The 23,567-nt window shown below is 62.5% G+C and carries 22 protein-coding genes; 12 read left to right on the plus strand and 10 right to left on the minus strand.

Annotated elements, in window-relative coordinates:
- From B0W55_RS19890 to B0W55_RS19905, 4 genes are all read left to right on the plus strand, one after another.
- On the plus strand, positions 1 to 301 hold a 301-nt coding region (locus tag B0W55_RS19890), incomplete at its 5' end, for a catalase-related domain-containing protein (RefSeq protein WP_305882521.1).
- A 362-nt stretch (positions 302 to 663) separates the two neighbouring features.
- Complete coding sequence (locus B0W55_RS19895) at positions 664 to 1,647, plus strand: iron ABC transporter permease (protein WP_175645527.1); 984 nt, start codon at positions 664 to 666, stop codon at positions 1,645 to 1,647.
- Complete coding sequence (locus tag B0W55_RS19900; RefSeq protein ID WP_077047627.1) at positions 1,647 to 2,414, plus strand: heme ABC transporter ATP-binding protein; 768 nt, start codon at positions 1,647 to 1,649, stop codon at positions 2,412 to 2,414. Before B0W55_RS19895 ends, B0W55_RS19900 begins: the two co-directional genes overlap by 1 nt.
- A 48-nt stretch (positions 2,415 to 2,462) precedes the next feature.
- A complete protein-coding gene (locus B0W55_RS19905) occupies positions 2,463 to 3,347 on the plus strand; it encodes a ChaN family lipoprotein (protein ID WP_077047628.1) in 885 nt (294 codons plus the stop codon).
- Between the two features lie 552 nt (positions 3,348 to 3,899).
- Here the strand turns inward: B0W55_RS19905 and B0W55_RS19910 are convergent.
- Entirely contained in the window at positions 3,900 to 4,289 is a 390-nt protein-coding gene (locus tag B0W55_RS19910) for a cytochrome c family protein (RefSeq protein ID WP_077047629.1), read from the minus strand.
- A 236-nt stretch (positions 4,290 to 4,525) separates the two neighbouring features.
- Here B0W55_RS19910 and B0W55_RS19915 point away from each other — a divergent pair, with 236 nt between their 5' ends.
- The 3 genes from B0W55_RS19915 (at position 4,526) to B0W55_RS19925 (ending at position 6,499) form a co-directional block, all read left to right on the plus strand.
- The gene (locus B0W55_RS19915) at positions 4,526 to 5,275 is read left to right on the plus strand and encodes an SDR family oxidoreductase (protein ID WP_077047630.1); all 750 of its coding nucleotides are present in this window, start codon (positions 4,526 to 4,528) and stop codon (positions 5,273 to 5,275) included.
- Positions 5,276 to 5,311: 36 nt separating this feature from the next.
- A complete protein-coding gene (locus B0W55_RS19920) occupies positions 5,312 to 5,722 on the plus strand; it encodes a cupin domain-containing protein (protein ID WP_077047631.1) in 411 nt (136 codons plus the stop codon).
- A gap of 186 nt (positions 5,723 to 5,908) precedes the next feature.
- Complete coding sequence (locus tag B0W55_RS19925) at positions 5,909 to 6,499, plus strand: hypothetical protein (protein WP_077047658.1); 591 nt, start codon at positions 5,909 to 5,911, stop codon at positions 6,497 to 6,499.
- 119 nt (positions 6,500 to 6,618) lie between these two features.
- Here B0W55_RS19925 and B0W55_RS19930 read toward each other — a convergent pair whose 3' ends face one another.
- The gene (locus B0W55_RS19930) at positions 6,619 to 7,338 is read right to left on the minus strand and encodes a cysteine hydrolase family protein (RefSeq protein WP_077047632.1); all 720 of its coding nucleotides are present in this window, start codon (positions 7,336 to 7,338) and stop codon (positions 6,619 to 6,621) included.
- Between the two features lie 146 nt (positions 7,339 to 7,484).
- Between B0W55_RS19930 and B0W55_RS19935 the strand changes: the two genes are divergently transcribed.
- Both B0W55_RS19935 and B0W55_RS19940 read left to right on the plus strand, forming a co-directional pair.
- Positions 7,485 to 8,366: an AraC family transcriptional regulator gene (locus B0W55_RS19935; protein WP_077047633.1), complete on the plus strand. Its 882-nt coding sequence runs from the start codon at positions 7,485 to 7,487 to the stop codon at positions 8,364 to 8,366.
- A gap of 18 nt (positions 8,367 to 8,384) precedes the next feature.
- Positions 8,385 to 8,690: an NIPSNAP family protein gene (locus tag B0W55_RS19940; RefSeq protein ID WP_077047634.1), complete on the plus strand. Its 306-nt coding sequence runs from the start codon at positions 8,385 to 8,387 to the stop codon at positions 8,688 to 8,690.
- Positions 8,691 to 8,700: 10 nt separating this feature from the next.
- On the opposite strand, the gene B0W55_RS19945 is transcribed toward B0W55_RS19940, so the two are convergent.
- From B0W55_RS19945 to speB, 5 genes are all read right to left on the minus strand, one after another.
- On the minus strand, positions 8,701 to 9,168 hold the full coding sequence (locus B0W55_RS19945; protein WP_077047635.1) for an N-acetyltransferase: 468 nt from the start codon (positions 9,166 to 9,168) through the stop codon (positions 8,701 to 8,703).
- Positions 9,169 to 9,437: 269 nt separating this feature from the next.
- Complete coding sequence (gene betA / locus B0W55_RS19950; RefSeq protein ID WP_077047636.1) at positions 9,438 to 11,126, minus strand: choline dehydrogenase; 1,689 nt, start codon at positions 11,124 to 11,126, stop codon at positions 9,438 to 9,440.
- Positions 11,127 to 11,129: 3 nt separating this feature from the next.
- The gene (locus B0W55_RS19955) at positions 11,130 to 12,695 is read right to left on the minus strand and encodes a cytosine permease (protein WP_077047637.1); all 1,566 of its coding nucleotides are present in this window, start codon (positions 12,693 to 12,695) and stop codon (positions 11,130 to 11,132) included.
- Positions 12,696 to 12,903: 208 nt separating this feature from the next.
- Positions 12,904 to 14,412 carry an aldehyde dehydrogenase gene (locus B0W55_RS19960; protein ID WP_077047638.1) on the minus strand — a complete coding sequence of 503 codons (1,509 nt, stop codon included), beginning with the start codon at positions 14,410 to 14,412 and terminating at the stop codon, positions 12,904 to 12,906.
- A gap of 10 nt (positions 14,413 to 14,422) precedes the next feature.
- Positions 14,423 to 15,421: an agmatinase gene (gene speB, locus B0W55_RS19965; RefSeq protein ID WP_077047639.1), complete on the minus strand. Its 999-nt coding sequence runs from the start codon at positions 15,419 to 15,421 to the stop codon at positions 14,423 to 14,425.
- 150 nt (positions 15,422 to 15,571) lie between these two features.
- Here speB and B0W55_RS19970 point away from each other — a divergent pair, with 150 nt between their 5' ends.
- The 3 genes from B0W55_RS19970 (at position 15,572) to B0W55_RS19980 (ending at position 18,956) form a co-directional block, all read left to right on the plus strand.
- Complete coding sequence (locus B0W55_RS19970; RefSeq protein ID WP_077047640.1) at positions 15,572 to 16,495, plus strand: LysR family transcriptional regulator; 924 nt, start codon at positions 15,572 to 15,574, stop codon at positions 16,493 to 16,495.
- 356 nt (positions 16,496 to 16,851) lie between these two features.
- Positions 16,852 to 18,108: a serine hydroxymethyltransferase gene (gene glyA, locus B0W55_RS19975; protein ID WP_077047641.1), complete on the plus strand. Its 1,257-nt coding sequence runs from the start codon at positions 16,852 to 16,854 to the stop codon at positions 18,106 to 18,108.
- Between the two features lie 71 nt (positions 18,109 to 18,179).
- Positions 18,180 to 18,956: a M15 family metallopeptidase gene (locus B0W55_RS19980; protein WP_077047642.1), complete on the plus strand. Its 777-nt coding sequence runs from the start codon at positions 18,180 to 18,182 to the stop codon at positions 18,954 to 18,956.
- Between the two features lie 561 nt (positions 18,957 to 19,517).
- On the opposite strand, the gene B0W55_RS19985 is transcribed toward B0W55_RS19980, so the two are convergent.
- The 3 genes from B0W55_RS19985 to ggt form a co-directional block, all read right to left on the minus strand.
- Positions 19,518 to 20,687: a sterol desaturase family protein gene (locus tag B0W55_RS19985; protein WP_077047643.1), complete on the minus strand. Its 1,170-nt coding sequence runs from the start codon at positions 20,685 to 20,687 to the stop codon at positions 19,518 to 19,520.
- Positions 20,688 to 21,207: 520 nt separating this feature from the next.
- On the minus strand, positions 21,208 to 21,741 hold the full coding sequence (locus B0W55_RS19990) for a cysteine hydrolase family protein (RefSeq protein WP_077047644.1): 534 nt from the start codon (positions 21,739 to 21,741) through the stop codon (positions 21,208 to 21,210).
- A 67-nt stretch (positions 21,742 to 21,808) separates the two neighbouring features.
- Positions 21,809 to 23,536 (minus strand): gamma-glutamyltransferase, encoded by a 1,728-nt coding sequence (ggt, locus tag B0W55_RS19995; protein WP_077047645.1) that lies wholly within the window; start codon positions 23,534 to 23,536, stop codon positions 21,809 to 21,811.
- Positions 23,537 to 23,567: the final 31 nt, after the last annotated feature.

Raw genomic sequence — 23,567 nt, forward strand, 5'->3', positions numbered from 1 at the left:
GTATGTGCCCAACAGCGAGGACAACTGGGCCGACCAGCCGGACTTCCGTGAACCGCCGCTGAAGATTTCCGGCGCTGCCGGCCATTGGGATCATCGCGTGGATGAAGATCATTTCGAGCAGCCGGGCAACCTGTTCCGCCTGATGAACGAGGCGCAGAAGCAGGCCTTGTTCGAAAACACTGCGCGCTCGCTCAGTGGTGTCACCCAGCAAGTGCAACAGCGGCACATCGCCCACTGCACCCAGGCTGATCCGTTTTACGGGGCCGGGGTTGCCCGGGCACTGGCCGCGATCGAGCAGTAAACACACCTCCCCTGTGGGAGCGGGCTTGCTCGCGAAAGCGGTGTGTCAGGTTGCATTTGCATCGCCTGACACTGTGCCTTCGCGAGCAAGCCCGCTCCCACAGGCGGCTACCAAGACTGCGCTATGGCGTGCGCAAGCAGGGCGTCGATGGCATCATCAGCCGTTGCGACGGCTTCGATTCCCCATGTAAAGGGATCGTGCGTCGTTCGGCTTGTCTGATCGATCAAGGACGTTTCCCCGATGCGCATCACATCACTCCCGACCTGTTTCGTTGAGGCCCGCTGCCGTTTGGCGATCGAGCCTGGCCAATGACAGCCATCGTCCGACCACGACCGATGCTGATCACCCTCGGGTTGCTATTGCTGCTGGTGTTCTGGCTGTCCCTGGCCCTGGGGCCGGTCAGCCTGCCCTTGAGCGACACCCTGCTGGCCGGGCTGCGTCTGCTGGGGCTGCCGGTGAACGGCGGTGACACCCAACAGGCTGAACTGATCCTCGGCCAGATCCGCCTGCCGCGCAGTCTGCTCGGGATCGCGGTCGGTTCGGTGCTGGCGTTGTCCGGCGTGGCCATGCAAGGGTTGTTTCGCAACCCGTTGGCCGACCCAGGGCTGGTCGGGGTGGCGGGTGGTGCGGCGCTGGGTGCAGCTTTCGCTATCGTGGGCGGCAGCCTGCTCGGCGGTCTGTCGCCGGCCATCGAACCCTATCTTTTATCGGTGTGCGCCTTCGTCGGTGGCTTGATCGTCACCGCCGTGGTGTATCGCTTCGGCCGCAGCAACGGCCAGACCAACGTCGCCACGATGCTTCTGGCGGGCGTGGCGATGACGGCCATGGCCGGGGCCGGGGTCGGACTGTTCACCTACCTGGCCGACGACGCCACCTTGCGCACCCTGACCTTCTGGAACCTGGGCAGCCTCAACGGCGCCAGCTACCCACGGCTGTGGCCGCTGCTGATCGTGGCGATCGGCATGGCGCTGTGGTTGCCGCGGCGGGCGGCGGCGCTCAATGCAATGCTGCTGGGTGAATCCGAAGCCCGGCACCTGGGCTTCAATGTCGAGCGGATCAAGCTTGAGCTGGTGCTGTGCACGGCGCTGGGCGTCGGTGCCGCCGTGGCGGCGGCGGGCCTGATCGGCTTCATCGGTCTGGTGGTGCCGCACCTGATGCGGCTGCTGGTCGGTCCCGATCATCGGGTGTTGTTGCCGGCATCGTTGCTGGCCGGGGCCAGCCTGCTGCTACTGGCCGACCTGGTTGCGCGCTTGCCGCTGGCACCAGCCGAGCTGCCGATCGGTATCGTCACCGCACTGATCGGCGCCCCCTTCTTTCTATATCTGCTGGTACGGGGGCGCACCTGATGCTGCGGGCTGAGAATTTGCGGGTCCAGCGCGGCAGTCGCACCGTGCTGGCGGGCATCGATATCGAGCTGCATCCGGGGCAGGTCCTCGGTGTTCTGGGCCCTAACGGCGCCGGTAAAAGCACACTGCTCGCCGCCCTGTGTGATGAGCTTCCGGCCAGCGAAGGCAGGGTCAGCCTCGACCAACGTGCACTTGCCGACTGGCCCGGTCAGGAGCGGGCCAAACGTCTGGCGGTGTTGCCGCAGAGCTCGAGCCTGAACTTTGCATTCTCGGTCAATGAAGTCGTGAGCATGGGCCGTTTACCCCACGCCAGCGGTCGTGTGCGCGATGCCGAAATCGTCGCCCAGGCCCTCACTGCCGCCGACGCCCTGCACCTGGCCGAGCGCAGTTATCTGGCGCTGTCCGGTGGCGAACGCCAGCGCGTGCACCTGGCGCGGGTACTCGCGCAACTGTGGCCCGGCGCGGAGGGCCAGACTTTGTTGCTGGACGAGCCAACCTCGATGCTCGACCCGCTGCACCAACACACTATTCTGCAAGCGGTGCGCGATTTCGCCGGGCGTGGCGCAGCGGTGCTGGTGATCCTGCACGACCTGAATCTGGCGGCTCGCTACTGCGATCACCTGCTGCTGTTACAGAACGGCCGACCCCATGCCTACGGCACGCCGGACCAGGTCCTGACCGCTGATGCCCTGGAAGCGGTGTATGGGCTGCAAGTGCTGATTCAGCGACACCCGGAACGCGGCCACCCGTTGATCATTGCGCGCTGATACTCACCCCCGTTCAAGCGCGGGGCGATCGTTTAAGGAGGAGAACCGATGCGCATTCTGCTGCTATGCCTGGTCAGCCTGCTGGCGGCCTGTGCGTCCCATGACGTAACCCCTCCTCCGGTGGCCATTGCTCCGCAAGGTCGCGATCATGCCGATCTGGGCGTGATCCGCGAGCTGGCCACCGGACGCACCCTGACACCACAACAACTGGTCGAACGCCTGGCGTCCGCACCACGGGTCCTGGTCGGCGAACAACACGACAACCCCGACCACCACGCCCTGCAACTGTGGCTGCTGCGCGAACTGGCCAGGCAACGCCCGCAAGGCAGCCTGCTGATGGAAATGCTCAACCCCGACCAACAGACCAAAGTCGATGCGGCTCAAACCGCCACCCACGCCGGCCAACCGCCGGCCGATCCCTACCAGGCGCTGTCCTGGCAAGACAGCTGGGATTGGAGCGTCTACGGCGCCCTGGTCACCTACGCCCTGCGCCAACCCTACCCGCTGCTGTCGGCCAACCTGGACCGAACGCAGATCATGCAGATCTACAAACAGCGCCCACCCCTCACCGGCCAAGCCTCGACGACCAAGCAGGTACAAGCGACCTTGCTCGAAGACATCCGTCAATCCCACTGCGGCCTGCTGCCCGAAACACAAATGCCGGCGATGCTCGCCGTACAGCAACAACGCGACCGCCACATGGCCGAACGCCTGCTGGCGGCGCCAACGCCTGCGCTGTTATTGGCCGGGGCGTTTCATGTACGCAAGGACCTGGGGGTACCGTTGCACCTTGAGGACCTGGGTGCAGATCAGGGTAATGCGGTGCTGATTCTGGCCGAGGTGGGCAAGACCGTGATGGCAGAAAGCGCGGATTATGTGTGGTACACGGCGGGGTTGCCGGAGCAGGATTACTGTGCGGGGTTTGGTCGTTGAAACGCCCCAGGGGGAGCTAACGCAGTTCACTTAAGGTGAAGCACGACCTGTGGCGAGGGAGCTTGCTCCCGCTGGGTCGCACAGCGGCCCTTAGGACGGGTCTGCTGCGCAGCCCAACGGGAGCAAGCTCCCTCGCCACGGATAAAATATTCGTCCTTAAGTGAACAGCTCTACCCTGTGGGAGCGGGCTTGCTCGCGAAAGCGGTGGGTGAGCCAACAACGTTTTACCGGCCCCCCTGACGTAGCCGGCACAGAAACCTTGCCCTTACCAAGAGCGATCTGCGTCGGCAATTTGAAATCTTCAAATTGAGCAACGCCAACGGCCCAGTCCCCAGTCACGTGCGCAGGCTCCACGTCAGGTCGAGGCCATCGGGCGCCCGAAGTTGCAGGCGGTATTGGCTGTTGCTGTCAAAAGGCACCCTTGGGCGCGACGGTTTATTGCGCAGATCATCATGCTGGGAGAGTTGGCCGTGAATCGTACGTTGGATCGGATCGATCCGCCCGAATAACCACTGCAAGATCGTTCCCCCACTTTGCGTGTGAACGGTCAATTCACGGCGCAGAAAAGGTCTCGATATAAGCCAGCAAATCATCGATCTTTTCCTGATCACTCACCCCCCAGAAAATCATGCGCGTGCCGGACACCACCGCTTTCGGGTCTTCGATGTAGGCCGCGAGTTTTTCTCGGGTCCAGACGATGCCGGAGGATTTCATGGCGTCGGAGTACTGATAGTCCGTGGTGCTGCCGGCGGTGCGCCCGATGATGCCGTTGAGCTGCGGGCCGAAGAACGGGCGCGCGCCTTCGCCGATCTGATGGCAGCCGCCGCACAATCGCTTGAACAGTTTGCCGCCCGCCTCGGCATCACCCTGGGCGCTCGCCTGCTCGGCAAAAAAGCCGGCACCGAGGCCCAGCATCAACGTCATCACCACTGCTTTGTTCATTGACCGCTCCACATCAGGCCTTGCCCACCGCAAAAATGGCCGTCATTTGAGCATGACTTGACCACAAGTCCGAAGCATTTGTGCTGCGTGGCCTGCCAGCCCTGCCGTCCATCCCGTCGCTGCATCTTGCCGTTATCGCCCTCCTAGACTTTCTATAAAAGCCGGATCGAGTCGCCCAGACTGACCGGCGCATGGCAGGCTCCGCGCCACTGCCCATCCACAAACGGAGGCTCCTCATGAAAATTGTAGTCATTGGCGGTACAGGTCTGATCGGCACCCAGGTCTGCAAACGCTTGCGCGAAGGCGGCCACGACGTGTTGTCGGCCTCGCCGCGGTCCGGCGTCAACGCTGTCACCGGCGAAGGTTTGCAAACCGCGCTGAAAGGCGCCGACGTGGTGGTCGACGTTGCCAACGCCCCTTCGTTCGAAGATGCCGCCGTGCTGGAATTCTTCGAAAAATCCGCGCGCAACCTGGCTGCCGCCGAGAAAACTGCCGGGGTCAAACACCATGTCGCCCTTTCGGTCGTGGGCACGGACCGGATGCTGGAGAGCGGTTACTTCCGCGCGAAAATGGCTCAGGAAGAGATCATCAGGAAGGCCGGCGTGCCCTGGTCGATCCTGCGTGCCACGCAGTTCTTCGAGTTCATCGGCGCCATTGCCCAGTCCGGTGCGCGAGGCGACACCATTCGCCTGACATCAGCCGCACTGCAGCCGATTGCCTCGGTCGATGTTGCAGCGGCGATGGCGAATATTGCCGTCGCGCCGCCCACCGGCAAGATCGAGGAAGTGGCCGGCCCCGACAAACAGCCCCTGGTCTCCTTCGCCACGACCTACCTGCAGCACACCAAGGATCAGCGACAAGTGATCACCGACGACCAGGCCGGGTACTACGGCGCGATTATCGACGACCAGTCGCTGACCCCGGGTGCCAATCCCATCCTCGGCAAAATCCACTTCGACCAATGGCTCAAGAGCAGCAGCGCCTAACGCTCGACTGACCCATTCATAATCAGGAGCACTGTCATGCGAACCCGTTCCGTTCTCGCCCTGCTTCCTCTGATGTTCAGCTGCGCGATGTCTGCGCAGGTCCAGGCTGCCACGCCGCCCGAGCCGAAGGTCACGCCCGTGAGTGTCCAGGCTCTGCCCGACTACCCGGGCAAGGAAGTGATGATCCTGACCGTCGAGTACCCGCCAGGGGGCGCCGATCCGGTGCATCGCCACGATGCCCATGGCTTTGTCTATGTGCTGGAGGGCAGCATCGTGATGGGGGTCAAGGGTGGCAAGGAAATCACGCTCACGCCGGGGCAAAGTTTTCACGAAGGCCCCGAGGACATCCACACGGTCGGCCGCAACGCCAGCCAGGACAAACCCGCCAAGTTCGTGGTGTTTCTGTTGAAGGATCAGAACAAGCCACCGGTCCTGCCGGCGCAATGACCATCGCCGGCCATACTCGCGTATGAATGGCTAACACCTAAATGTCCATCGCAAACACCTATGCACAAGTGACGCGATTGCTCAGCCAATTAACATACAGGCATCGAATGTCAGGGCTGCAATAGCCGGCATTCATGCCTGCCCGATTGTTTCTTGAACGATCCCGTTACCCATTAGGTGAACATGATGAACACCCGCAATCTCGCATTAGGAATTGCCTTCTCTTCCGCGTTCGGTTTTATCGCGACGAACGCCCTGGCCGCCGAAGCGGGCGCCGCAACCGCTGGCGCCAGTACCGCCGTTCATAACGCGGCCGAGGGTGGAGCTGATCGCACCAAGGAACCGCAACTGGCGGCCGACGGTGCAGAACGCCTGAAGCAAAATCAGGTCGCCGAAGGTGGGGCGGATCGCCTCAAAGAGCGCCAATTGAAGCAGAACCAAGTCGCCGAGGGTGGCGCTGATCGTCTGAGAGAGCGCCAGCTCAAGCAGAATCAGGTCGCCGAAGGCGGTGCTGATCGTTTGAGGGAGCGTCAGCTCAAGCAGAATCAGGTGGCTGAAGGCGGTGCCGATCGCCTGAAAGAACGCCAATTGGCATCCGACGGTTCCGAGCGCCTGAAGCAAAACAACGTGGCGGCGGGCGGCTACAACTCGATGCGCGGTACACGCGTGGCCGAAGGCGGATCTGATCGGCTGCAGGAACTCCATTACGCCGACGGCAGCAACGGCTATGACGCCAGCTCCGACGTCATGCCCTACTTCTGCATGCAGTGCCGTTGATCTGCTGTAGACGCAATGTTTGCTCGCGATGGGCGTGAGCGATGACGCGTGAAACCTGATGCCCCTTGGTGTCCTGATGTCCATCGCGAGCAAGCTTCGCTCCTACAGGGGGATGGGCGTCAGGATTTAAAATGCTCCAGGGTCTGCGCCGTGGTCCACAGGCCGTTGGCGATGTAGCGGTAGTTGATCAGCGCCGCCAGGTAGCCGTCGCCCTCCGGGGTGCTTGGCCCTGCGGTGGCGTCGCGGACCACGGCCACTTCGAAGCCTTGTTCCAGCAGTTCCCGCAGGTGTGACTCGACGCACAGGTTCGCCGCCATGCCCGCCAGAATCACCTGCGACACGCCGTGCTTGCGCAGTTGCAGCGCCAGGTCGTTGGTTTCCGGACCGTAGACCTTGTGCGGCGAGGCGATGAGGGTTTTGCCGTCGAGGATGTATGGCTTGAACTCGGGCATGAAATCGGCGCCGGAGTTTTCAAACCCATCGAGGGTCAGCGGGCCCTTGCGATCGAACATGCAGATGCTGTGCATGACTTTTTCCAGCGGCCCGCTGAACTGCCATTCGTGATCGCACGGGTAGTAATAGTGCGGGGACACCGCGACAGTGATACCTGCCTCCTTGGCAGCGGCGAACAAATGCCCCAGGTGTTTGACCACATCGTGCTCGACCACGCTCTTGCCGAACACGCCCCAGGCCACGCCTTCAGGGCTGAGGAAGTCGATCTGCGGGTCGATGACCACCAGGGCTGCGCGGGACAGGTCGAGCTGCATGTCGGCAAACGGCAGGCCAGGCTCGGCCGGGTCGGCGTATTCGGGGGCGGTGCGGGTCGAATCGTTGCTCATGACAGTGGACTCCGGTGGTGGATGACTGAAATCGCCATGGCGCCCTCAAGAGGCGTTGCTTACCATCGGCGAGAACTGCATCCTACGGCCGCGCCCTGCTCCACTTTTGCCAGGACGTACAGAGTCTTTACCCGGGCGTCTCCAACATGGATATCCTTTCCGAATTCTTTGAACGCACGCACCTGCAGGGCCGGCTGTTCTTCGCCGGCCCCGTGGACGGTACGCTGCTGCTCGACAAGCCCCCCGGCATGGCGTTCATCCATGTCGTCAGTCGTGGCGGCATCGACATGGTGCAGCCGGGACTGCCGAAAATCGCCATCAGCGAACCCAGCCTGCTGTTTTGCCCCAGCAGTTGCCGCTATCAATTGCGCTCAAGCACACCTGGCGGAGCGGAGCTGATCTGCGCCTCCTTCCAGTTCGGCCGCAACGCGCTGCAGCCCTTCCCCCTCGGGCTCAAGGAAACCCTGGTGTTCCCGTTCCGCGAACTGGAGCACCTCACGCCTTTGCTCGACACCTTGATGGGCGAGTTCCAGGGCCAGGCACCGGGCCGCACCAAAGCCCTGAACCTGTTGTTCGAATACCTGTTCGTGCGGCTGGTGCGGCGGTCGGTGCTGGAAGGCAGGATCTCCAGCGGCCTGCTTTATGCGCTTCAGGACGGGCGCCTGGGCTCGGTGTTCAACGCTATTCATCAGCAACCCGAAGCGCTGTGGACGGTGGAGAAACTGGCGCAATTGGCGAACATGTCGCGGTCGAAATTTTCGGCCTGTTTCACCCGGGTCATGGACATTTCACCCATGGGCTACGTCACCGCGTGGCGCATGAAACTGGCCCAGGATCTGTTGCGTGAAGGGGTGCAGATCAAGGTGATCGCCACGACGGTGGGCTACAGCTCGCAAGCCTCGTTTTCGCGAACCTTCCTCAATGTCGTGGGTTGCCCGCCAGCCGAATGGCTCAAGCGTGACGCCAGCGGCGAGGAGCCAGCGCCGATCACCGCCCGCGTGCAGCGTGATGATTCAATCAATCGTTAATCCCAAGAGAGAAAACAGATGGTGACCTGCTACCTGAAATATGTGCTCGATCCGTACAAACTCGACGCCTTCGAACACTACGGCAAGCTGTGGATTCCCTTGGTGGAGAAGTTCGGCGGCCAGCACCACGGCTACTTTCTGCCGTCCGAAGGGGCCAACAACATCGCCATGGCCATGTTCACCTTCCCGAGCCTGGCGGCTTACGAAACCTACCGCGAGCAGTCGATGAGCGATCCCGAATGCATCGCTGCGTTCAAATACGCGGAAGAAACCCGCTGCATCCTCAGCTACGAGCGCAGTTTCTTCCGGCCGGTGTTTGGCTGATCGCTAGCCCCTAGTCGGTTGCGGGTTGCTTCAAATCCAGGCAATAGGTGTAGTAACCCGTATCGCGCACCCACCCCAGCGACTCGTACAGATGCTGGGCGCTGGTGTTGTCGGTGGCCGTTTCCAGGGTCATGCCCTTGGCCCCCATCAACCGCGCAAAGTCCCGGGCGGTGTTCATCAGCAGCGTGCCCACGCCTTTGCCCCGAGCGGCGGGCGTGGTGAACAGGTCGCCAAGCAGCCAGGTGCGGTGCGCGTCGATGGAAGAAAAGGTCGGGAACATCTGCACGAAGCCCAACGCCTCGCCGTTGGCATCCTCGGCAAAGAAAATCACCGACTCGTCCCGGGCAATGCGCTCGGCGATGAACGCGCGGGACTGTGGCAGGTTCGGCGGCTGGCGGTAGAAGCCGCGGTAGGCGTCGAACAACGGGGCGATCTTGTCGATGTGCGAAGCGTCGGCGCGCAGGGCCTGGATAGCCATGAGGGGGATCCATTGCGGGCTTGGGGAGTTAGAGCCTAGCAATGGATACCGAGATTTTCCTGACCTCGGTCACCTGTGGGAGCCGAGCTTGCTCGCGATAATGGTGGCGACTTCAACACGGATGTCGGCTGACAGGCCGCCTTCGCGAGCAAGCCCGCTCCCACAGGGTATTGGGTGCATCTGGACAAATGTTGGTCGCCTGAAGGGACGCCTTCGCGGGCGAGTCTCGCTCCTGCGAGAGGATTCGGGTACGGCCGCACGCGGCGTTGTCAAACGCGGACGTTGCGGCCCGGCAGGGTCGAGCGCTGGCTGTTTTCCCAATTCTCCACCAGCCCCACCGGCACGTCCGAGGCCGGCAACATCGTCACTCCACGCACCAGGTCCGAAGCCCGTTCAGCCAGCATGATGGTCGGAGCATTGAGGTTGCCATTGGGCTCGGTCGGGAACACCGAAGAATCGATCACCCGCAGCCCGGCAATCCCATGCACCCGCAGCTGCGAGTCCACCACCGCCATGTCATCCTCGCCCATGCGGCACGAGCCACAGGGGTGGTAGGTGCTCTCGAGGTTTTCGCGGACGAACGCGTCGATCTGCTCGTCGGTCTGTACCAGCGGCCCCGGGGCGATTTCGCCGTCGCGGAAGCGGTCCATCGCCTTCTGGCCGATGATCTCCCGGGTCAGGCGGATGCAGCGCCGGAAGCCTTCGCGATCCTCTTCACGCTGCAGGTAGTTGAAGCGGATTTCCGGGTGCGCGTAAGGATCGGCCGAACGCACCCGCACATAGCCACGGCTTTTCGGTTTGTTGGGCCCGGTGAGCACCATGAACCCGTGGCCCTTGATCGGCTTGTTGCCGTCGTAGCGCATCGCTGCCGGCAAAAAGTGAAACTGAATGTCCGGCCAGCGCAGGCCCTTGTCGGAGCGAATGAAACCACCGGCCTCGAAGTGGTTGGTAGCGCCCAGGCCATCCTTGAACAGCAGCCAGCGCAGGCCGATCAGCAACTTGCTCAGGGGGTCCATTTTGCTGTTGAGGGTCACCGGTTCCTTGCAGCCGAACTGGATGTACACCTCGGCGTGATCCTGCAGATTCTCCCCGACCCCTGGCAGGTCGTGGCGCACGCTGATGCCGGCCTTGCGCAGGACTTCGGCCGGGCCGATACCAGAGCGTTGCAGCAGGTGCGGCGAGCCGATCGGGCCGGATGAAATCAAGACTTCCTTGTTGCAATACACCTGATGCGTCTGACCGTCGTGGTCATAGAGGATGCCCACGGCGCGCTTGCCTTCGAGGATGACCTGTCGGGTCATCGCATGGGTGATCACCGTCAGGTTCGGTCGGCCCATGGCTGGGCGCAGGTAGGCGTTGGCGGTGGAACAGCGCACGCCGTTTTTCACGGTCATGTGCATCGCGCCGAAGCCTTCCTGCATGAAGCCGTTGCAGTCGTCGGTCTTGATGTAGCCCGCCTCGGCGCCGGCTTCAACCCAGGCCCCGTACAGCGGGTTTTTCATGTGGTTGCCGTTGGTGGTGTGCAGCGGCCCGGTCTGCCCGCGATAGCTGTCGCCGCCGGATTCGTAGCTCTCGGCACGCTTGAAGTACGGCAGGCAATTTTTGTAGCCCCAGCCTTGCGCGCCGAGGGTTTCCCACTCGTCGAAGTCATAGGCGTGACCGCGGATGTAGACCAGGCCGTTGATCGACGACGAGCCCCCCAGCACCTTGCCCCGAGGGCAGTGAATGCGCCGGCCGTCGAGGTAGGTTTCCGGCTCGGTTTCGTAGCGCCAGTTGTACTTCTTGGTGTTCATCGGGATCGAGAAGGCACTGGGCATCTGGATCACCACACTGCGGTCGCTGCCGCCGAATTCCAGCACCAGCACCGAGGTGCCTGGGTCTTCGCTCAGGCGATTGGCCAACACACAACCTGCCGAACCTGCGCCAATGATGATGTAGTCGTACGTTTGCTTAGCCATGATTTATCTCCGGGCCGCCGATTCTGTGTAGGCCGGCTGCTGGTGGGTCAGCGTGTCGCCGGTGGTGTATTGCGGGCAGGTTTTTTCGATGTGCTGGATGACGCTTTCTTCGCGCTTGAGATCGATCGAGCGGCTCAGCCAGTAGTACGCCAGCCCCGAGACGATCAGCCCCACCAGCCAGGCGATGTCGATGCTGCCCAGGGCCTTGGCCAGTGGGCCGACATACACCTCGCGCTGCTCGACGCCGTCGTAGATGTAGAAGAACGGGATCATCGCGACGAAGCCGATGGCGTAGGCAGCGATGCCCCGCAGGCCCCAGTTGCCATAAAGGTTGCCGTTGGGCATGAAGAAGTGCGGGATGGCGTAGCGGCCCTTGCGCACGAAGAAGTAGTCGGTGAGGTTGACCGAGGTCCACGGCACCAGGAAGTACAGCATCACCACCAGGTAGATACCGAGCACCGACAGGCCCTTGCCGGAACTCTGGATGCTCAGGGCCACGCCCAGTTGCAACAGGATCACAAACGCGATGGCCAGGATGCGCGCCTTGCGCGTCGGTTCGATGTGCCTGATGGAGTCGACGCAGGTCAGGGTGGTCAGCTTGGCGCTGTAGATGTTCATCGCGATCACTGGCAGGAACGCCAGAATCGTAATCACCACCACGGCGGTGCCCATCAACGGCGACACCGTGTTGCCGACTTGCCCCAACGCCACCAGTACATCAGTGGAATGCAGGTGATCGGCCAGCCAGCCGCCCACGGAAATCATCCAGGCCCCGGACAACGACGCGCCAAGGAACACCACCGCGATCAGCTTGCCGCTGGAGGTGTTCTTCGGCAGGTAGCGCGAGTAGTCCGACACATAAGGCGCGTAAGCGATGTTGTAGCTGGCGGCTGCCGCGAACTGCGCGATGAAACCAGTCCAGTTGAAGCCCAACGGCGCCGGCGCCGCGTCACCTTCGGCCAGCGCCGGCAGCACCGCATCCGGCACCCAGCCCATCACCACCGCCAGGGTCACCAGGCCGTACAGCGGCAGCGACAGGTACAACGCCCATTTGAAACTGCGGTGCATCCAGTCATGGCCGAGAATCGCCAGCACCGCCGCCGGAATGGTCACCGCCACCGCGATCACCGCGGGGTTGAAGCCGAACAGCGTGTGCAGGCCCTGCATCATCAACACCAGGTTGACGATGTTGAACCCGGCGAACACGAACAGCGTCGCCAACAGCACCAGGATCACCCCGCGATAACCGAATTGGGCGCGGGACTGGATCATCTGCGGCAAGCCCAGGTGGGGGCCCTGGGAGCCATGGAACGCCATGAACAGCGTACCGAACATGATGCCCAGCGTGCCGGCGAGTGTGGTCCAGAGGGCGGTCAGGCCGACGCTGGGGCCGACGAAGCCGATGGTCATGGTGAAGAAGGTGAAGTTGCCGAGAAACCAGAACGGGCCTTGGCTCGACAGCTTGTCGGTGCGCTCGCTTTCGGGGATGAAATCGATGGAATGACTCTCGACCACGGATTTGTCGTCGAGGATGGACACACTCGGAACTGGCTTGGCGTCAATGTTCATGATGGACTCTTGTTATTGGAAAATCATGACGAGATAACCGCATTCTTTTGGGTATCCGTGGCGGGGGAGCCTGCTCCCGTCTGGCTGCGCAGCAGCCCTGTTCTGGGGTCGCTTCGCGACCCGACGGGAGCAAGCTCCCTCGCCACAGGACATTGTCCCGTTTGCCTGCCTGACATTGTCCGTTGTGCCGGCAGGTGTCAGCCATGACTCAGGGCAACGTGATCCACACCGCCTTGGTCTCCATCAGGTAATCGAGCTGCTCCGCGCCCAGATCCTTGCCGAACCCGGACTGCTTGTAGCCACCGAACGGCATCGACGGGTCGAGGGTGCCGTGGGCGTTGACGTAGACCGAACCGGCCTTCAGGCGCGGAATCAGGCTGTGCACCTTGCCCAAATCCTTGGAGTACAGGGCCGCCGCCAGGCCATAGGGCGAGTCATTGGCCAGGGCCAGCGCCTCTTCTTCATCGTCGAACGGCGCGGTCACCAGCACCGGGCCGAAGATCTCTTCCTGGACGATGCGCATGTCGTTGCGACAGTGGGCAAAAATCGTCGGCTCGACAAAGAACCCCGGCCTTTGCACAGGCTGCCCGCCATACACCAGTTCGGCGCCCTCGCCCTTGCCGGTCTCGATGTACTCGGTCACCCGCTGCTTCTGCAACGCCGACACCAGCGGACCGATGAAGCAGTCCGGGTCCAGCCCCGGCGCCATCTTCAGGGTGCGGGTATAGGCGATCAGCTCACACAAAAATTCGTCGTAGACGCTGCGATGGACATAAGCACGCGTACCGGCGTCGCACACCTGACCCGAGTTGAAGAACACACCGTTGGCGACGGCTTGCGCGGCCGCCGGGACGTCCGCGTCGGCCAGGACGATTACCGGTGATTTTCCTCCCAGTTCCAGGGTTAGTCGCTTCATTTCGTCCAGCGCGGCGCGGCCCACGGTGCGGCCGACCGGGGTTGAGCCGGTGAAGGTCAGCTTGTCGATGCCGGGATGGGTGGCCATGGCCGCGCCGACCACACTGCCGCGCCCGGTGACGATGTTGATCACCCCGTCCGGGATGCCCGCCTGCTGCACCAGTTCAGCGAATCGCAGCGCCGACAGCGAGGTCAGCTCCGCTGGTTTCACCACCACCGTACAACCGGTGGCCAGGGCCGCGCCAAGCTTCCAGGCCATGGTTTGCAGGGGGAAGTTCCACGGCACGATGGCCCCGACCACGCCCACCGCTTCCTTGCGGGTATAGGCCAGGTAATTGCCCGGCAGCGACGGCTCGACGGTACGACCGTGGAGCTTGGTCGCCCACCCGGCGAAGTAGCGCAGGGTATCGACGGTGCCCTGGATATCGACCGCCCTGGCGAAAGCCACGGACTTGCCCATGTCGATCGATTCGATCTCGGCCAGTTCGGCCGCGTTGCCTTCGATCAGGTCCGCCAGGCGCTGGATCAGCCGCTCGCGCTGCGCCGGTTTGGCCTGGCTCCACGCGCCGCCGTCGAACTGCGCACGGGCCGCTTGCACGGCGCGGTCCAGATCCTCGGTGGTGCCCATGGGGATACGGGTGATCAGGCCTTCGGTGGACGGCTCGATCACCTCGCAGGTCTGGCCGTCGCTGGCCTCGAGCCAGGCGCCGCCGATGAACATTTTCTGCGCCTTGCTGAGGAAGGTCTGGGTGGCTTCGCTGACGCCGAATGTCTGCAGGTAGCTTTTGACGATAGTGTCCATGGCTGTTTCCTCAGGCCGGGGTCGCTTCGTTGACGGACTGCCGCACCTGGGCGCGCTCGTGGAAGATGAAGCCGATGCTGTTGAGCAGCAGTTGCGCGGCGAGGATCGAGGTCATGCCGGTGGGGTCGTACACCGGTGCCACCTCCACCAGGTCCATGCCGACGATGTTGCCCTGGCTGCGCTTGGCCAGCGCCTGGATGATTTCCAGCACTTCGTAGTAGAGGAAGCCGCCGTGACTGGGGGTGCCGGTGCCCGGGGCGATGGACGGGTCGAAACCGTCGATGTCGATGGTGATGTAGTAGTTGATGTTCTGCGGGATCAGCGCCAGCACCCCGTCCACGCCCAGGCGGCGCACGTCACGCACCGAAAGGATTTTCGAGCCGGCGGCATGGGCGGCTTCGTAGTCATCGCGGTTGGACGACGACACGTTGCGGATGCCCATCTGGGTCATGCCGACAATGTGATTCATCTCCGAAGCGCGGCGCAGCGGGTTGCCGTGGCCGTAGCGCACGCCGTGGCGCTCATCGACGAAATCCAGGTGCGCATCGAAGTGGATGATGTGGATCGGACCGCGCCCTTCGAAAGCCTTGATCACCGGGGCGTGCACCGAATGATCGCCGCCGAGCACCACGGGCATGACACCGGCATCGAGGATCTTGCGCACGGCGTATTCGGTGTTCCGGTTACTGGTGACCATGTCGGTGTGGACGATGTCCGCGTCACCCACGTCGACCATGCGCACGTCGGCGGCGGTCAGGTACATCACGTCGTCTTCGTGGTCGTAGGCGCCGGCATGGCCGAAGGAAAACAGCGTCGATGCCTCGCGAATGCCCCGTGGCCCGAAGCGTGCGCCGGAGCGCCACTGGGTGCCCATGTCGTTGGGCACGCCGAGCACCGCCACGTCCGCATCCAGCGCATCCCAGTCGGTGCACACCGGGGATTTGCCGAAGGTGCAATGCCCCACGAATGGCAGGTTCAGGCGTCCGGATTCATAACCGTTGTTGGACATTTCAAGCCTCTCCACTTCTTGTTATCGGCCTGGCGGACTGCAAGGCGACCGCCGTTGGAGAGAACTATGGGCGCAGCTTTTCGTGGAAAAAATGCTAAACATCAGATACTCATATCGGCATTGCCGATGCATCCACGGCGGGAGGTTCCAGTGATTCAACTGCACGATGTCGATCTGAAGTTGCTTCGCGTGTTTGCCACGATTGTCCGCTGCGGAGGGTTTTCCGCGGCGCAGGCGGCATTGAATGCCGGGCAGTCGACCATCAGCGAGCAGATGACCCATCTGGAGACGCGCCTGGGGGTCAAGCTCTGCCAGCGCGGGCGCAGCGGTTTTCGCCTGACCGAGCAAGGGGTGGCGATTCACGAAGCCACCCAGCGCCTGCTCTCGGCGGTGGAAACCTTCTGCATGGACGCCGACGTGCTCAAGCAGCACATCAGCGGCAAGCTCAACCTGGGGATCATCGACACCACCATCACCGACCCCGACTCGCCGATCCCGCGCACCACTCAACGCTTTGTATCACGCGGGCACGATGTGCACTTGAGCGTGTACGTCGGCGAGCCGGCAGAACTGGAGGAACGGGTGCTCGACGGTCGTCTGCACCTGGCCATCGGGCACTTCCCGATCCATGTGCCGGGCCTGCTGCATTCGCCGCTGTATCAGGAAGCGCTGGGGCTGTATTGCGGGCGGCGCCACCCGCTGTTCGGCAGCACCACCGAGGGCGCAGAACTGCTGCAAGAGATCAGCACCAGCCGGATTGTCGTGCGCGGCTACATGCAGCAATACGACCTGGAACATCTGGGGGTGAGCAAGGCGGCGGCCACCGTCGACAACATCGAGGCGCTGGCGATCCTGATCATTTCCGGTGCCTACCTGGGCTTTCTGCCGGCGCACTTTGCCGCCCAGTGGATCAAGACCGGCGAGATGCATCAACTGGCCCCGCAGAGTCTGCAACTGATGTCACCGTTCGATGTGATCACCCGCCGTGGCACCGCGGCACCGCCGATTCTTCAGGCGTTTCTTGAGGACCTGGCGGCTTGCTCGCGTACAGCGCCAGCCCTCAAAAAGCAATGACCCCACCCTCCCTTTGTGGGAGCGGGCTTGCTCGCGAAAGCGGAGTGTCAGTCACTGGAATGTCGGCTGACACACCGCATTCGCGAGCAAGCCCGCTCCCACAGGAGACCTGTATGCATATCGATACGGCGTAGTGAATTCAAGACAGGGCGCTGGGAGCCTGCCTGGGCTGGACCTCTGTCGCCAAATCGGTTGAATGCCTGTATTGATTTCAATACGCCTGCGGTCCAACAAAAACCATAAGCCATTGTTTTAAATAACTAAAAAACTATGGCACCACGCTTGCTATGACTGTCCCAGGACCCTGCACACCCCTGCGGCAGCGCCAGGGGTCATTTCGAACCGAGGACTTGACCATGTTCAGCAAGCACGACCAGATCAAAGGCTATGACGACGAACTGCTGGCGGCGATGAATGCCGAGGATGCGCGGCAGGAGCATCACATCGAATTGATCGCTTCGGAGAACTACACCAGTCAACGGGTGATGCAGGCGCAAGGCAGCGGCCTGACCAACAAGTACGCCGAGGGTTATCCGGGCAAGCGTTATTACGGTGGTTGCGAGCACGTGGACGTGGTCGAGCAGTTGGCGATCGATCGCGCGAAAAAACTCTTCGGCGCCGATTACGCCAACGTCCAGCCACACTCCGGCAGCCAGGCCAACGCTGCGGTGTACCTGGCGCTGCTGCAGGCCGGCGACACCGTGCTGGGCATGAGCCTGGCCCACGGCGGGCACCTGACCCACGGCGCCAAGGTGAGTTTTTCCGGCAAGCTGTACAACGCCGTGCAATACGGCATCGACACCGACACCGGGCTGATCGACTACGACGAGGTTGAGCGTCTGGCCGTCGAGCACCAGCCGAAGATGATCATTGCCGGGTTTTCCGCCTATTCCAAGACTCTGGACTTTGCGCGCTTTCGCGAGATTGCCGACAAGGTCGGCGCTTACCTGTTCGTCGACATGGCCCACGTTGCCGGACTGGTGGCGACCGGTCTGTACCCGAACCCGATTCCGTTTGCCGACGTGGTCACCACCACGACCCACAAGACCCTGCGCGGTCCCCGGGGCGGGTTGATTCTGGCCAGGGCCAATGCGGAGCTTGAGAAAAAGCTCAATGCCGCCGTGTTCCCCGGCGGCCAGGGCGGCCCGTTGATGCATGTGATCGCGGCCAAAGCCGTGTGCTTCAAGGAAGCGCTGGAGCCGGGCTTCAAGACCTATCAAGCGCAAGTGATCCGCAATGCCCAGGCCATGGCGGCGGTGTTCATCGAGCGTGGCTATGACGTGGTGTCCGGTGGCACCGACAATCATCTGTTCCTGGTCAGCCTGATTCGTCAGGGCCTGACCGGCAAAGACGCCGACGCCGCCCTTGGCCGTGCCGGCATCACCGTGAACAAGAACGCCGTGCCCAACGACCCGCAGTCGCCCTTCGTGACCTCCGGCCTGCGCATTGGCACACCGGCCATCACCAGCCGCGGTTTCAAGGAAGCCCAGAGCATCGAGCTCGCCGGCTGGATCTGCGACCTCCTCGACCACCTCGGCGATGCCGAAGTCGAGGCCCGGGTCTCCCGGCAGGCGGCTGCCCTGTGCAGTGATTTCCCGGTGTACCGCGACTGATCGACTGCCAATGACAGGTATTTCGGGCCATGATGTGCGCACTTGCCCTGCCTGTGCGGAGATCCGGCCCGATGCCTTTTGCAGTTCGATCACCCAGCCTGTCGCTGCTGTTGCTGACCCTCCTCCTGCCTGCCGGTGCCTACGCCGAGGCCAGGCCCGATCACATGGTGTACCTGCGCACGATCGATCCCGGCATCGCGCAGGACATCCGCTACGCCAGCGCCCACAACTTCACCGGCCACCCGCTGGACGGGTACCAGGCGGCCGAGTGCCTGCTGTCGCTGGACGCCGCCAAGGCACTGTCCCGGGTGCAAGCCGCGTTGCGCGCGCAAGGCTACGGCTTGAAAGTGTTCGACTGCTATCGTCCGGCGCGGGCGGTGGCGGACATGGGGCGATTCGCGACCGAGCCCGGTGACCCGCGCAAGGCCGAATTCTACCCGCGGGTCGACAAACAGGACTTCTGGCGCCTGGGCTATGTGGCGCGGGTGTCCAATCATTCCCGGGGCGGCACCGTCGACCTGACCATGACCGGCCCCGGCGCCCTGCCCGCCGACACCTGGACACCTGCGGCCACGCCCGTCGATTGCACCGCGCCCTATGCCCGACGCTGGCATGACGGCGCCGTCGACATGGGCACCGGGTTCGATTGTTTTGATGAGCGCGCCCATACCGACAGCACCTTGATCGACGCCACTGCCATGGAAAACCGCCAGCGCCTCACCCGCGCCATGGCGCAGGAAGGTTTCACGGGGTATTCCGCCGAGTGGTGGCATTTCACCTACACGCGGGACCCGTCGTTGAAGACCGTCATGGACTTCCCCATCACCCCGCTGGCGCCCGCGCCATGAACCGACTGTTGAAGGTATGCGCCCTGCTGCTGTTGCCCTGGGGCGTGATGGCCCAGGGGCTCGACGACAGTCAGCAACTGATCGTGGTCACCAGCAAGGACTGGGATGCAATTCAAGGCAGCGCCCAGCGCTATGAACGCCACGGCGACGCCTTCAAAAAAATCGGCGCGCCCTTTGCGGTGGTCCTCGGTAAGAACGGCATGGGTTGGGGCAAGGGGCTCGAGCAGGTCGAGGAACGTCAAGGGCCACGCAAAGAGGAAGGCGACGGCAAGGCACCGGCCGGGATGTTCAAACTGGGCACGGCGTTTGGCTACGAACCCTCAGCGGATACTCGACTGCCTTACCTCGCGTTGAGCGAATCCATCGAATGCGTGGATGACAGTCAGTCGCAGCGCTACAACCAGTTGCTCGACGGTTCGACCATCGGCAAAGACTGGAACAGTGCCGAGCGCATGCGGCGCAAGGACGAGCTGTATCGTCAGGGCATTTTCATCGAACACAACACCCCGGCAACGCCCGGTGCTGGCTCGTGCATCTTCTTCCATATCTGGCGCGGACCTGTCATGCCGACCCGGGGTTGCACGGCCATGGATCCGGCGGACATCGCCCGTTTGCTGGCTTGGCTGGACCCGCGTCGAGCGCCGCTGCTGGTGCAGTTGCCCGAGGCGCAATATGAGCAGTTGCGCGAACGGTGGAAGCTTCCTGAGCAGTGATCCTGTGATCCACCGGTGTGTGCCGGGCGCCGGGGTAAAGCTTGTGCGCAACGTCGACAAACGGCGTAACGATCAAACTGCGCAACGTCAGGTACCGCTCCCCATCCGCCTCGCCGGTGCCGAAGCGAATAACCTCGGGCGTCGACTGGGTCACATAGAGCGTGCCGAACATCCAGTCCCACAGCGACAGGTTGATCCCGAAATTCCTGTTGAAGTGCCGCGGCGAATCACTGTGGTGAACCTGGTGCTGCGCCGGGCTGTTGATGACGTGTTCGGCAACCGAGCCGAATGACAGCCAGACATGGCTGTGGCGCAGGTTGGCCGCCAGGGCGTTGAGGATGAACACTATGTAAGTCACGCCGAACAGCGTGTAGCGGCTGATCTCCCCGCCACAGGCGTACCAGAAGAGACCGGCGAAGGCGCTGAGGAAGACGATGTCGAGCAGCCGTTCGATGATTTTCTCCAAGAAGTGCACGCGACTGGCGGTGACCGGCACCATCACTGACGCCGAATGATGGACCTTGTGGAAGGCCCACAGGTAGCGCGAATGGTAGGCGCGATGGGCCCAGTAATGCAGGAAGTCCTGCAACACGAACACCCCCAGGCCATACAGCAGGGACAACCCCAGATGCGCCTCGACCTGCACCCGCGCGCCCCACAGATGGCTGAAAAAACGGAGGTAATCGCCCGTGCGCAGAACGTAGGGATCGACCAGTTCCACCACCGGCACCACCAGCACGACTTTGAGAATCGCACGCACGAAGTAGTAGCGACAGTCGAGCAGCGCCGAGGGGTGAAAATGGACCCGGTTGCCGCCCAGGAATTGCCAGAACGTGGTCGCGTCGGTCAGTCCACGGGACTTGCGCAGGCGGAACAGGCAGTAAGCGACGGCATAGGACGTAAAAAGAAAAGCCACGCAGAGGCGGCCGTTGAGGTCGAACAGGCCCAGGAATTGCTCGCTGACAGGCGCGATTACCCAGCGGAACAGGTAGTGATACAGCGGTGCGAGCGCATCCATGAAAGGCTGGCCTCCGGCGATAACCTGATTCCTTGGTCCATTGATGATGATGACTGTAGGAGCGAGCTCGCTCGCGATGGACTCGAGTACACCGCGGGGTGTCAGGTTCCCCACGTTTTCGTTGCCGACCATCGCGAGCGAGCTCGCTCCTACAGGGGGCTGCGGCGCATCTGCGAGTGCAGACATTATTGCGTATGTTTCTTGTTTAGTCCTTCGCTAATTTTCGGCCACTTGTCGCACGAACGACGCTTCAATGCCTCGGTAGATGCGGTCGTGCCACGTGAGCCATGAAATATCCTGTGGGAGTGGGCTTGCTCGCGAAGGCGGTGTGTCAGTCAATGCACATGTTCGATGGAACACCGCCTTCGCGAGCAAGCCCGCTCCCACAGGGTCGAGTAGATCCCTGAGTCTTGAGGTTTGCTACTTGAAAAATCGGGGTTGCTTCGCACCCGGTGCGAGCAACGGGGAGAGGGGAAGGCCCAGTGTCGAGCTGTGCCGCAGGCCTATGTGGCGAAGGGGTTCAAAAGCGGATTTCACTGGCCGCCATCACATCGATCCTGCTTACGGAGCTGCTCAGGTCCGCCCAATCCCTATTGTGTTCGGCAATGATGTCCTCGGCGGTCACGTTGCCGTTATCGACAGTGGAATGCGCGTCGCCGGCCAGCACCACGTCGTAACCCAGTTGGTGGGCCTGACGCACGGTGGCATTGACGCAGTAGTCGGTTTGCAGGCCGCAGATGACCAGGCGTTCGAAGTCCTGCACGGGCAGCAGTTTCTGCAGGTGGGTCTGGTAGAACGAATCCCCGGTGGTTTTATGCACGCGGTGATCGGTCGGTGCCGTTTGCAGCCCTTCGGCCAGTTGCCAGCCCGGGTTGCCGGGCTTGAACAGCTCGCCTTCTTCCTCATGCTGGATCAGCACCACCGGCACCCCCCGGGCTCGCGCCCTGGCACTCAGGTGGTTGATGGTGTCGATGACGCGCTGGATCTCGAAGCACTCGTACTCGCCTGAACACAGGGCCTGCTGGACGTCGATGACTAACAGTGCGGTGGACATGGTTCCTTCCTTGAAAGTGAATGAATCAGGGGACGAACATAAGCCCGTCCCCTTTCAAACACAACCGTCAGTAACCCAGCGACAAACCGGTATTGCGCCGTGGGTCGTTAGCCCCGTAGAAGCGGTTCTTGCCCACCGGTTTGCCCTCCAGCGACGGCGCCCCGACCAGGATCGCCGCCAGGTGGTTGGCATCCTGGGGACCGGCAAACTTGTGGCCCCAGCTTTCGAGGATCTTCACCGTGTCCGGGCTGGTGGTGAAGGTTTCCAGATTGGTTTCTTCCGGCAGCCATTGCTGGTGGAAGCGTGGTGCATCGACCGCTTCCTGGATGTTCATGCCGTAGTCGATCACGTTGAGCATGGTCAGCAAGGTCGCGGTGATGATGCGGCTGCCACCCGGCGTGCCGACCACCATCACCACCTTGCCGTCCTTGGTGACGATGGTCGGGCTCATCGATGACAGCGGCGCCTTGCCCGGGGCGATGGCGTTGGCTTCGCCCTGGACCAGGCCGTACATGTTCGGCACGCCGATCTTCGAGGTGAAGTCGTCCATTTCGTCGTTGAGGATGACCCCGGTCTTGCTGGCCATGACTCCGGCGCCGAACCAGTCGTTGAGGGTGTAGGTCACCGACACCGCGTTGCCCCATTTGTCGACGATCGAGTAGTGGGTGGTGTTGTTGCCTTCATGGGGCGCCACACCGGGCTTGAGGTCGCGGGACACGCCGGCCTTCTGCGGGTTGATCGCTTCGCGCAGCTTGGTGGCGTAGTTTTTATCCAGCAGGTGAGCGATCGGGTTTTTCACGAAATCCGGATCACCCAGGTAGCTGTTGCGATCGACATAGGCGTGACGCATCGCTTCGATCTGGTAGTGCATGCCCTGGGCCGAGTGATAGCCCAAGTCCTTCATCGGATAGCCTTCGAGGATGTTCATGATCTGACAGATCACCACGCCACCGGAGCTCGGCGGCGGTGCCGAGACGACGTGGTAGCCGCGGTAGTCGCACTCGATCGGCGCCAGTTCGCGGGTCTTGTATTTGTCGAGGTCGGCCTGGGTGATGATGCCTTTGTTGGCCTGGCTGGAGGTGACGATGGCATCGGCCACCCAACCTTTATAGAAGCCGTCGGCGCCTTTCTCGGAGATGGTCCGCAGGGTCTTGGCAAGGTCTTTCTGCACCAGTTTCTGCCCGACCTGCATGGGCTCGCCGTTGCTCAGGAAGATTGCCCCGGAATCCTTGATGTCCTTCTTGAACACATCGGTGGCGTAGTCCAGCAAATCCACGTCGCCCTGCTCCAGCACGAAACCGTCCTCGGCGAGCTTGATGGCGGGCGCGATCACATCCTTGCGCGGTTTGGTCCCGTATTTGCTCAGGGCCAGCTCCATACCGGACACGGTGCCCGGCACGCCGACGGCCAGGTGACCACGGGTGCTCAGGTCCGGCACGACGTTGCCCTCTTTATCGAGGTACATGTCGGCGGTGGCGGCCAGTGGGGCTTTTTCGCGGAAATCGAGGAAGGTCTTGCGCCCGTCCGCCAGTTGGATGGTCATGAATCCGCCGCCCCCCAGGTTACCCGCCGCCGGGTACACCACGGCCAGCGCGTAACCCACCGCGACGGCGGCATCGACGGCGTTGCCGCCGCTTTTGAGCACATCCACGCCTACATGACTGGCCAGATGCTGGGCAGTGACCACCATGCCGTTTTCAGCGGCGACCGGCGCGACAGAAGCCGCATGGGCAGACAGGCAGGCGAACGCCAATGAAGTCGCCATCAGCGACTTGGCAAAAATTTCGTACTTCATGAGTCGATCTCTTTTTGTTTTTGGGCTCTGT

This window comes from Pseudomonas sp. KK4 (assembly GCF_001984065.1).
GTDB lineage: Bacteria > Pseudomonadota > Gammaproteobacteria > Pseudomonadales > Pseudomonadaceae > Aquipseudomonas.

Bases quoted from the DNA above. Each gene is read 5' to 3' on its own strand.
- B0W55_RS19900 (WP_077047627.1), top strand. From the start codon at position 1,647: ATGCTGCGGGCTGAGAATTTGCGGGTCCAGCGCGGCAGTCGCACCGTG.
- B0W55_RS19905 (WP_077047628.1), top strand. From the start codon at position 2,463: ATGCGCATTCTGCTGCTATGCCTGGTCAGCCTGCTGGCGGCCTGTGCG.
- B0W55_RS19910 (WP_077047629.1), bottom strand. From the start codon at position 4,289: ATGAACAAAGCAGTGGTGATGACGTTGATGCTGGGCCTCGGTGCCGGC.
- B0W55_RS19915 (WP_077047630.1), top strand. From the start codon at position 4,526: ATGAAAATTGTAGTCATTGGCGGTACAGGTCTGATCGGCACCCAGGTC.
- B0W55_RS19920 (WP_077047631.1), top strand. From the start codon at position 5,312: ATGCGAACCCGTTCCGTTCTCGCCCTGCTTCCTCTGATGTTCAGCTGC.
- B0W55_RS19925 (WP_077047658.1), top strand. From the start codon at position 5,909: ATGAACACCCGCAATCTCGCATTAGGAATTGCCTTCTCTTCCGCGTTC.
- B0W55_RS19930 (WP_077047632.1), bottom strand. From the start codon at position 7,338: ATGAGCAACGATTCGACCCGCACCGCCCCCGAATACGCCGACCCGGCC.
- B0W55_RS19935 (WP_077047633.1), top strand. From the start codon at position 7,485: ATGGATATCCTTTCCGAATTCTTTGAACGCACGCACCTGCAGGGCCGG.
- B0W55_RS19940 (WP_077047634.1), top strand. From the start codon at position 8,385: ATGGTGACCTGCTACCTGAAATATGTGCTCGATCCGTACAAACTCGAC.
- B0W55_RS19945 (WP_077047635.1), bottom strand. From the start codon at position 9,168: ATGGCTATCCAGGCCCTGCGCGCCGACGCTTCGCACATCGACAAGATC.
- betA (WP_077047636.1), bottom strand. From the start codon at position 11,126: ATGGCTAAGCAAACGTACGACTACATCATCATTGGCGCAGGTTCGGCA.
- B0W55_RS19955 (WP_077047637.1), bottom strand. From the start codon at position 12,695: ATGAACATTGACGCCAAGCCAGTTCCGAGTGTGTCCATCCTCGACGAC.
- B0W55_RS19960 (WP_077047638.1), bottom strand. From the start codon at position 14,412: ATGGACACTATCGTCAAAAGCTACCTGCAGACATTCGGCGTCAGCGAA.
- speB (WP_077047639.1), bottom strand. From the start codon at position 15,421: ATGTCCAACAACGGTTATGAATCCGGACGCCTGAACCTGCCATTCGTG.
- glyA (WP_077047641.1), top strand. From the start codon at position 16,852: ATGTTCAGCAAGCACGACCAGATCAAAGGCTATGACGACGAACTGCTG.
- B0W55_RS19980 (WP_077047642.1), top strand. From the start codon at position 18,180: ATGCCTTTTGCAGTTCGATCACCCAGCCTGTCGCTGCTGTTGCTGACC.
- B0W55_RS19985 (WP_077047643.1), bottom strand. From the start codon at position 20,687: ATGGATGCGCTCGCACCGCTGTATCACTACCTGTTCCGCTGGGTAATC.
- B0W55_RS19990 (WP_077047644.1), bottom strand. From the start codon at position 21,741: ATGTCCACCGCACTGTTAGTCATCGACGTCCAGCAGGCCCTGTGTTCA.
- ggt (WP_077047645.1), bottom strand. From the start codon at position 23,536: ATGAAGTACGAAATTTTTGCCAAGTCGCTGATGGCGACTTCATTGGCG.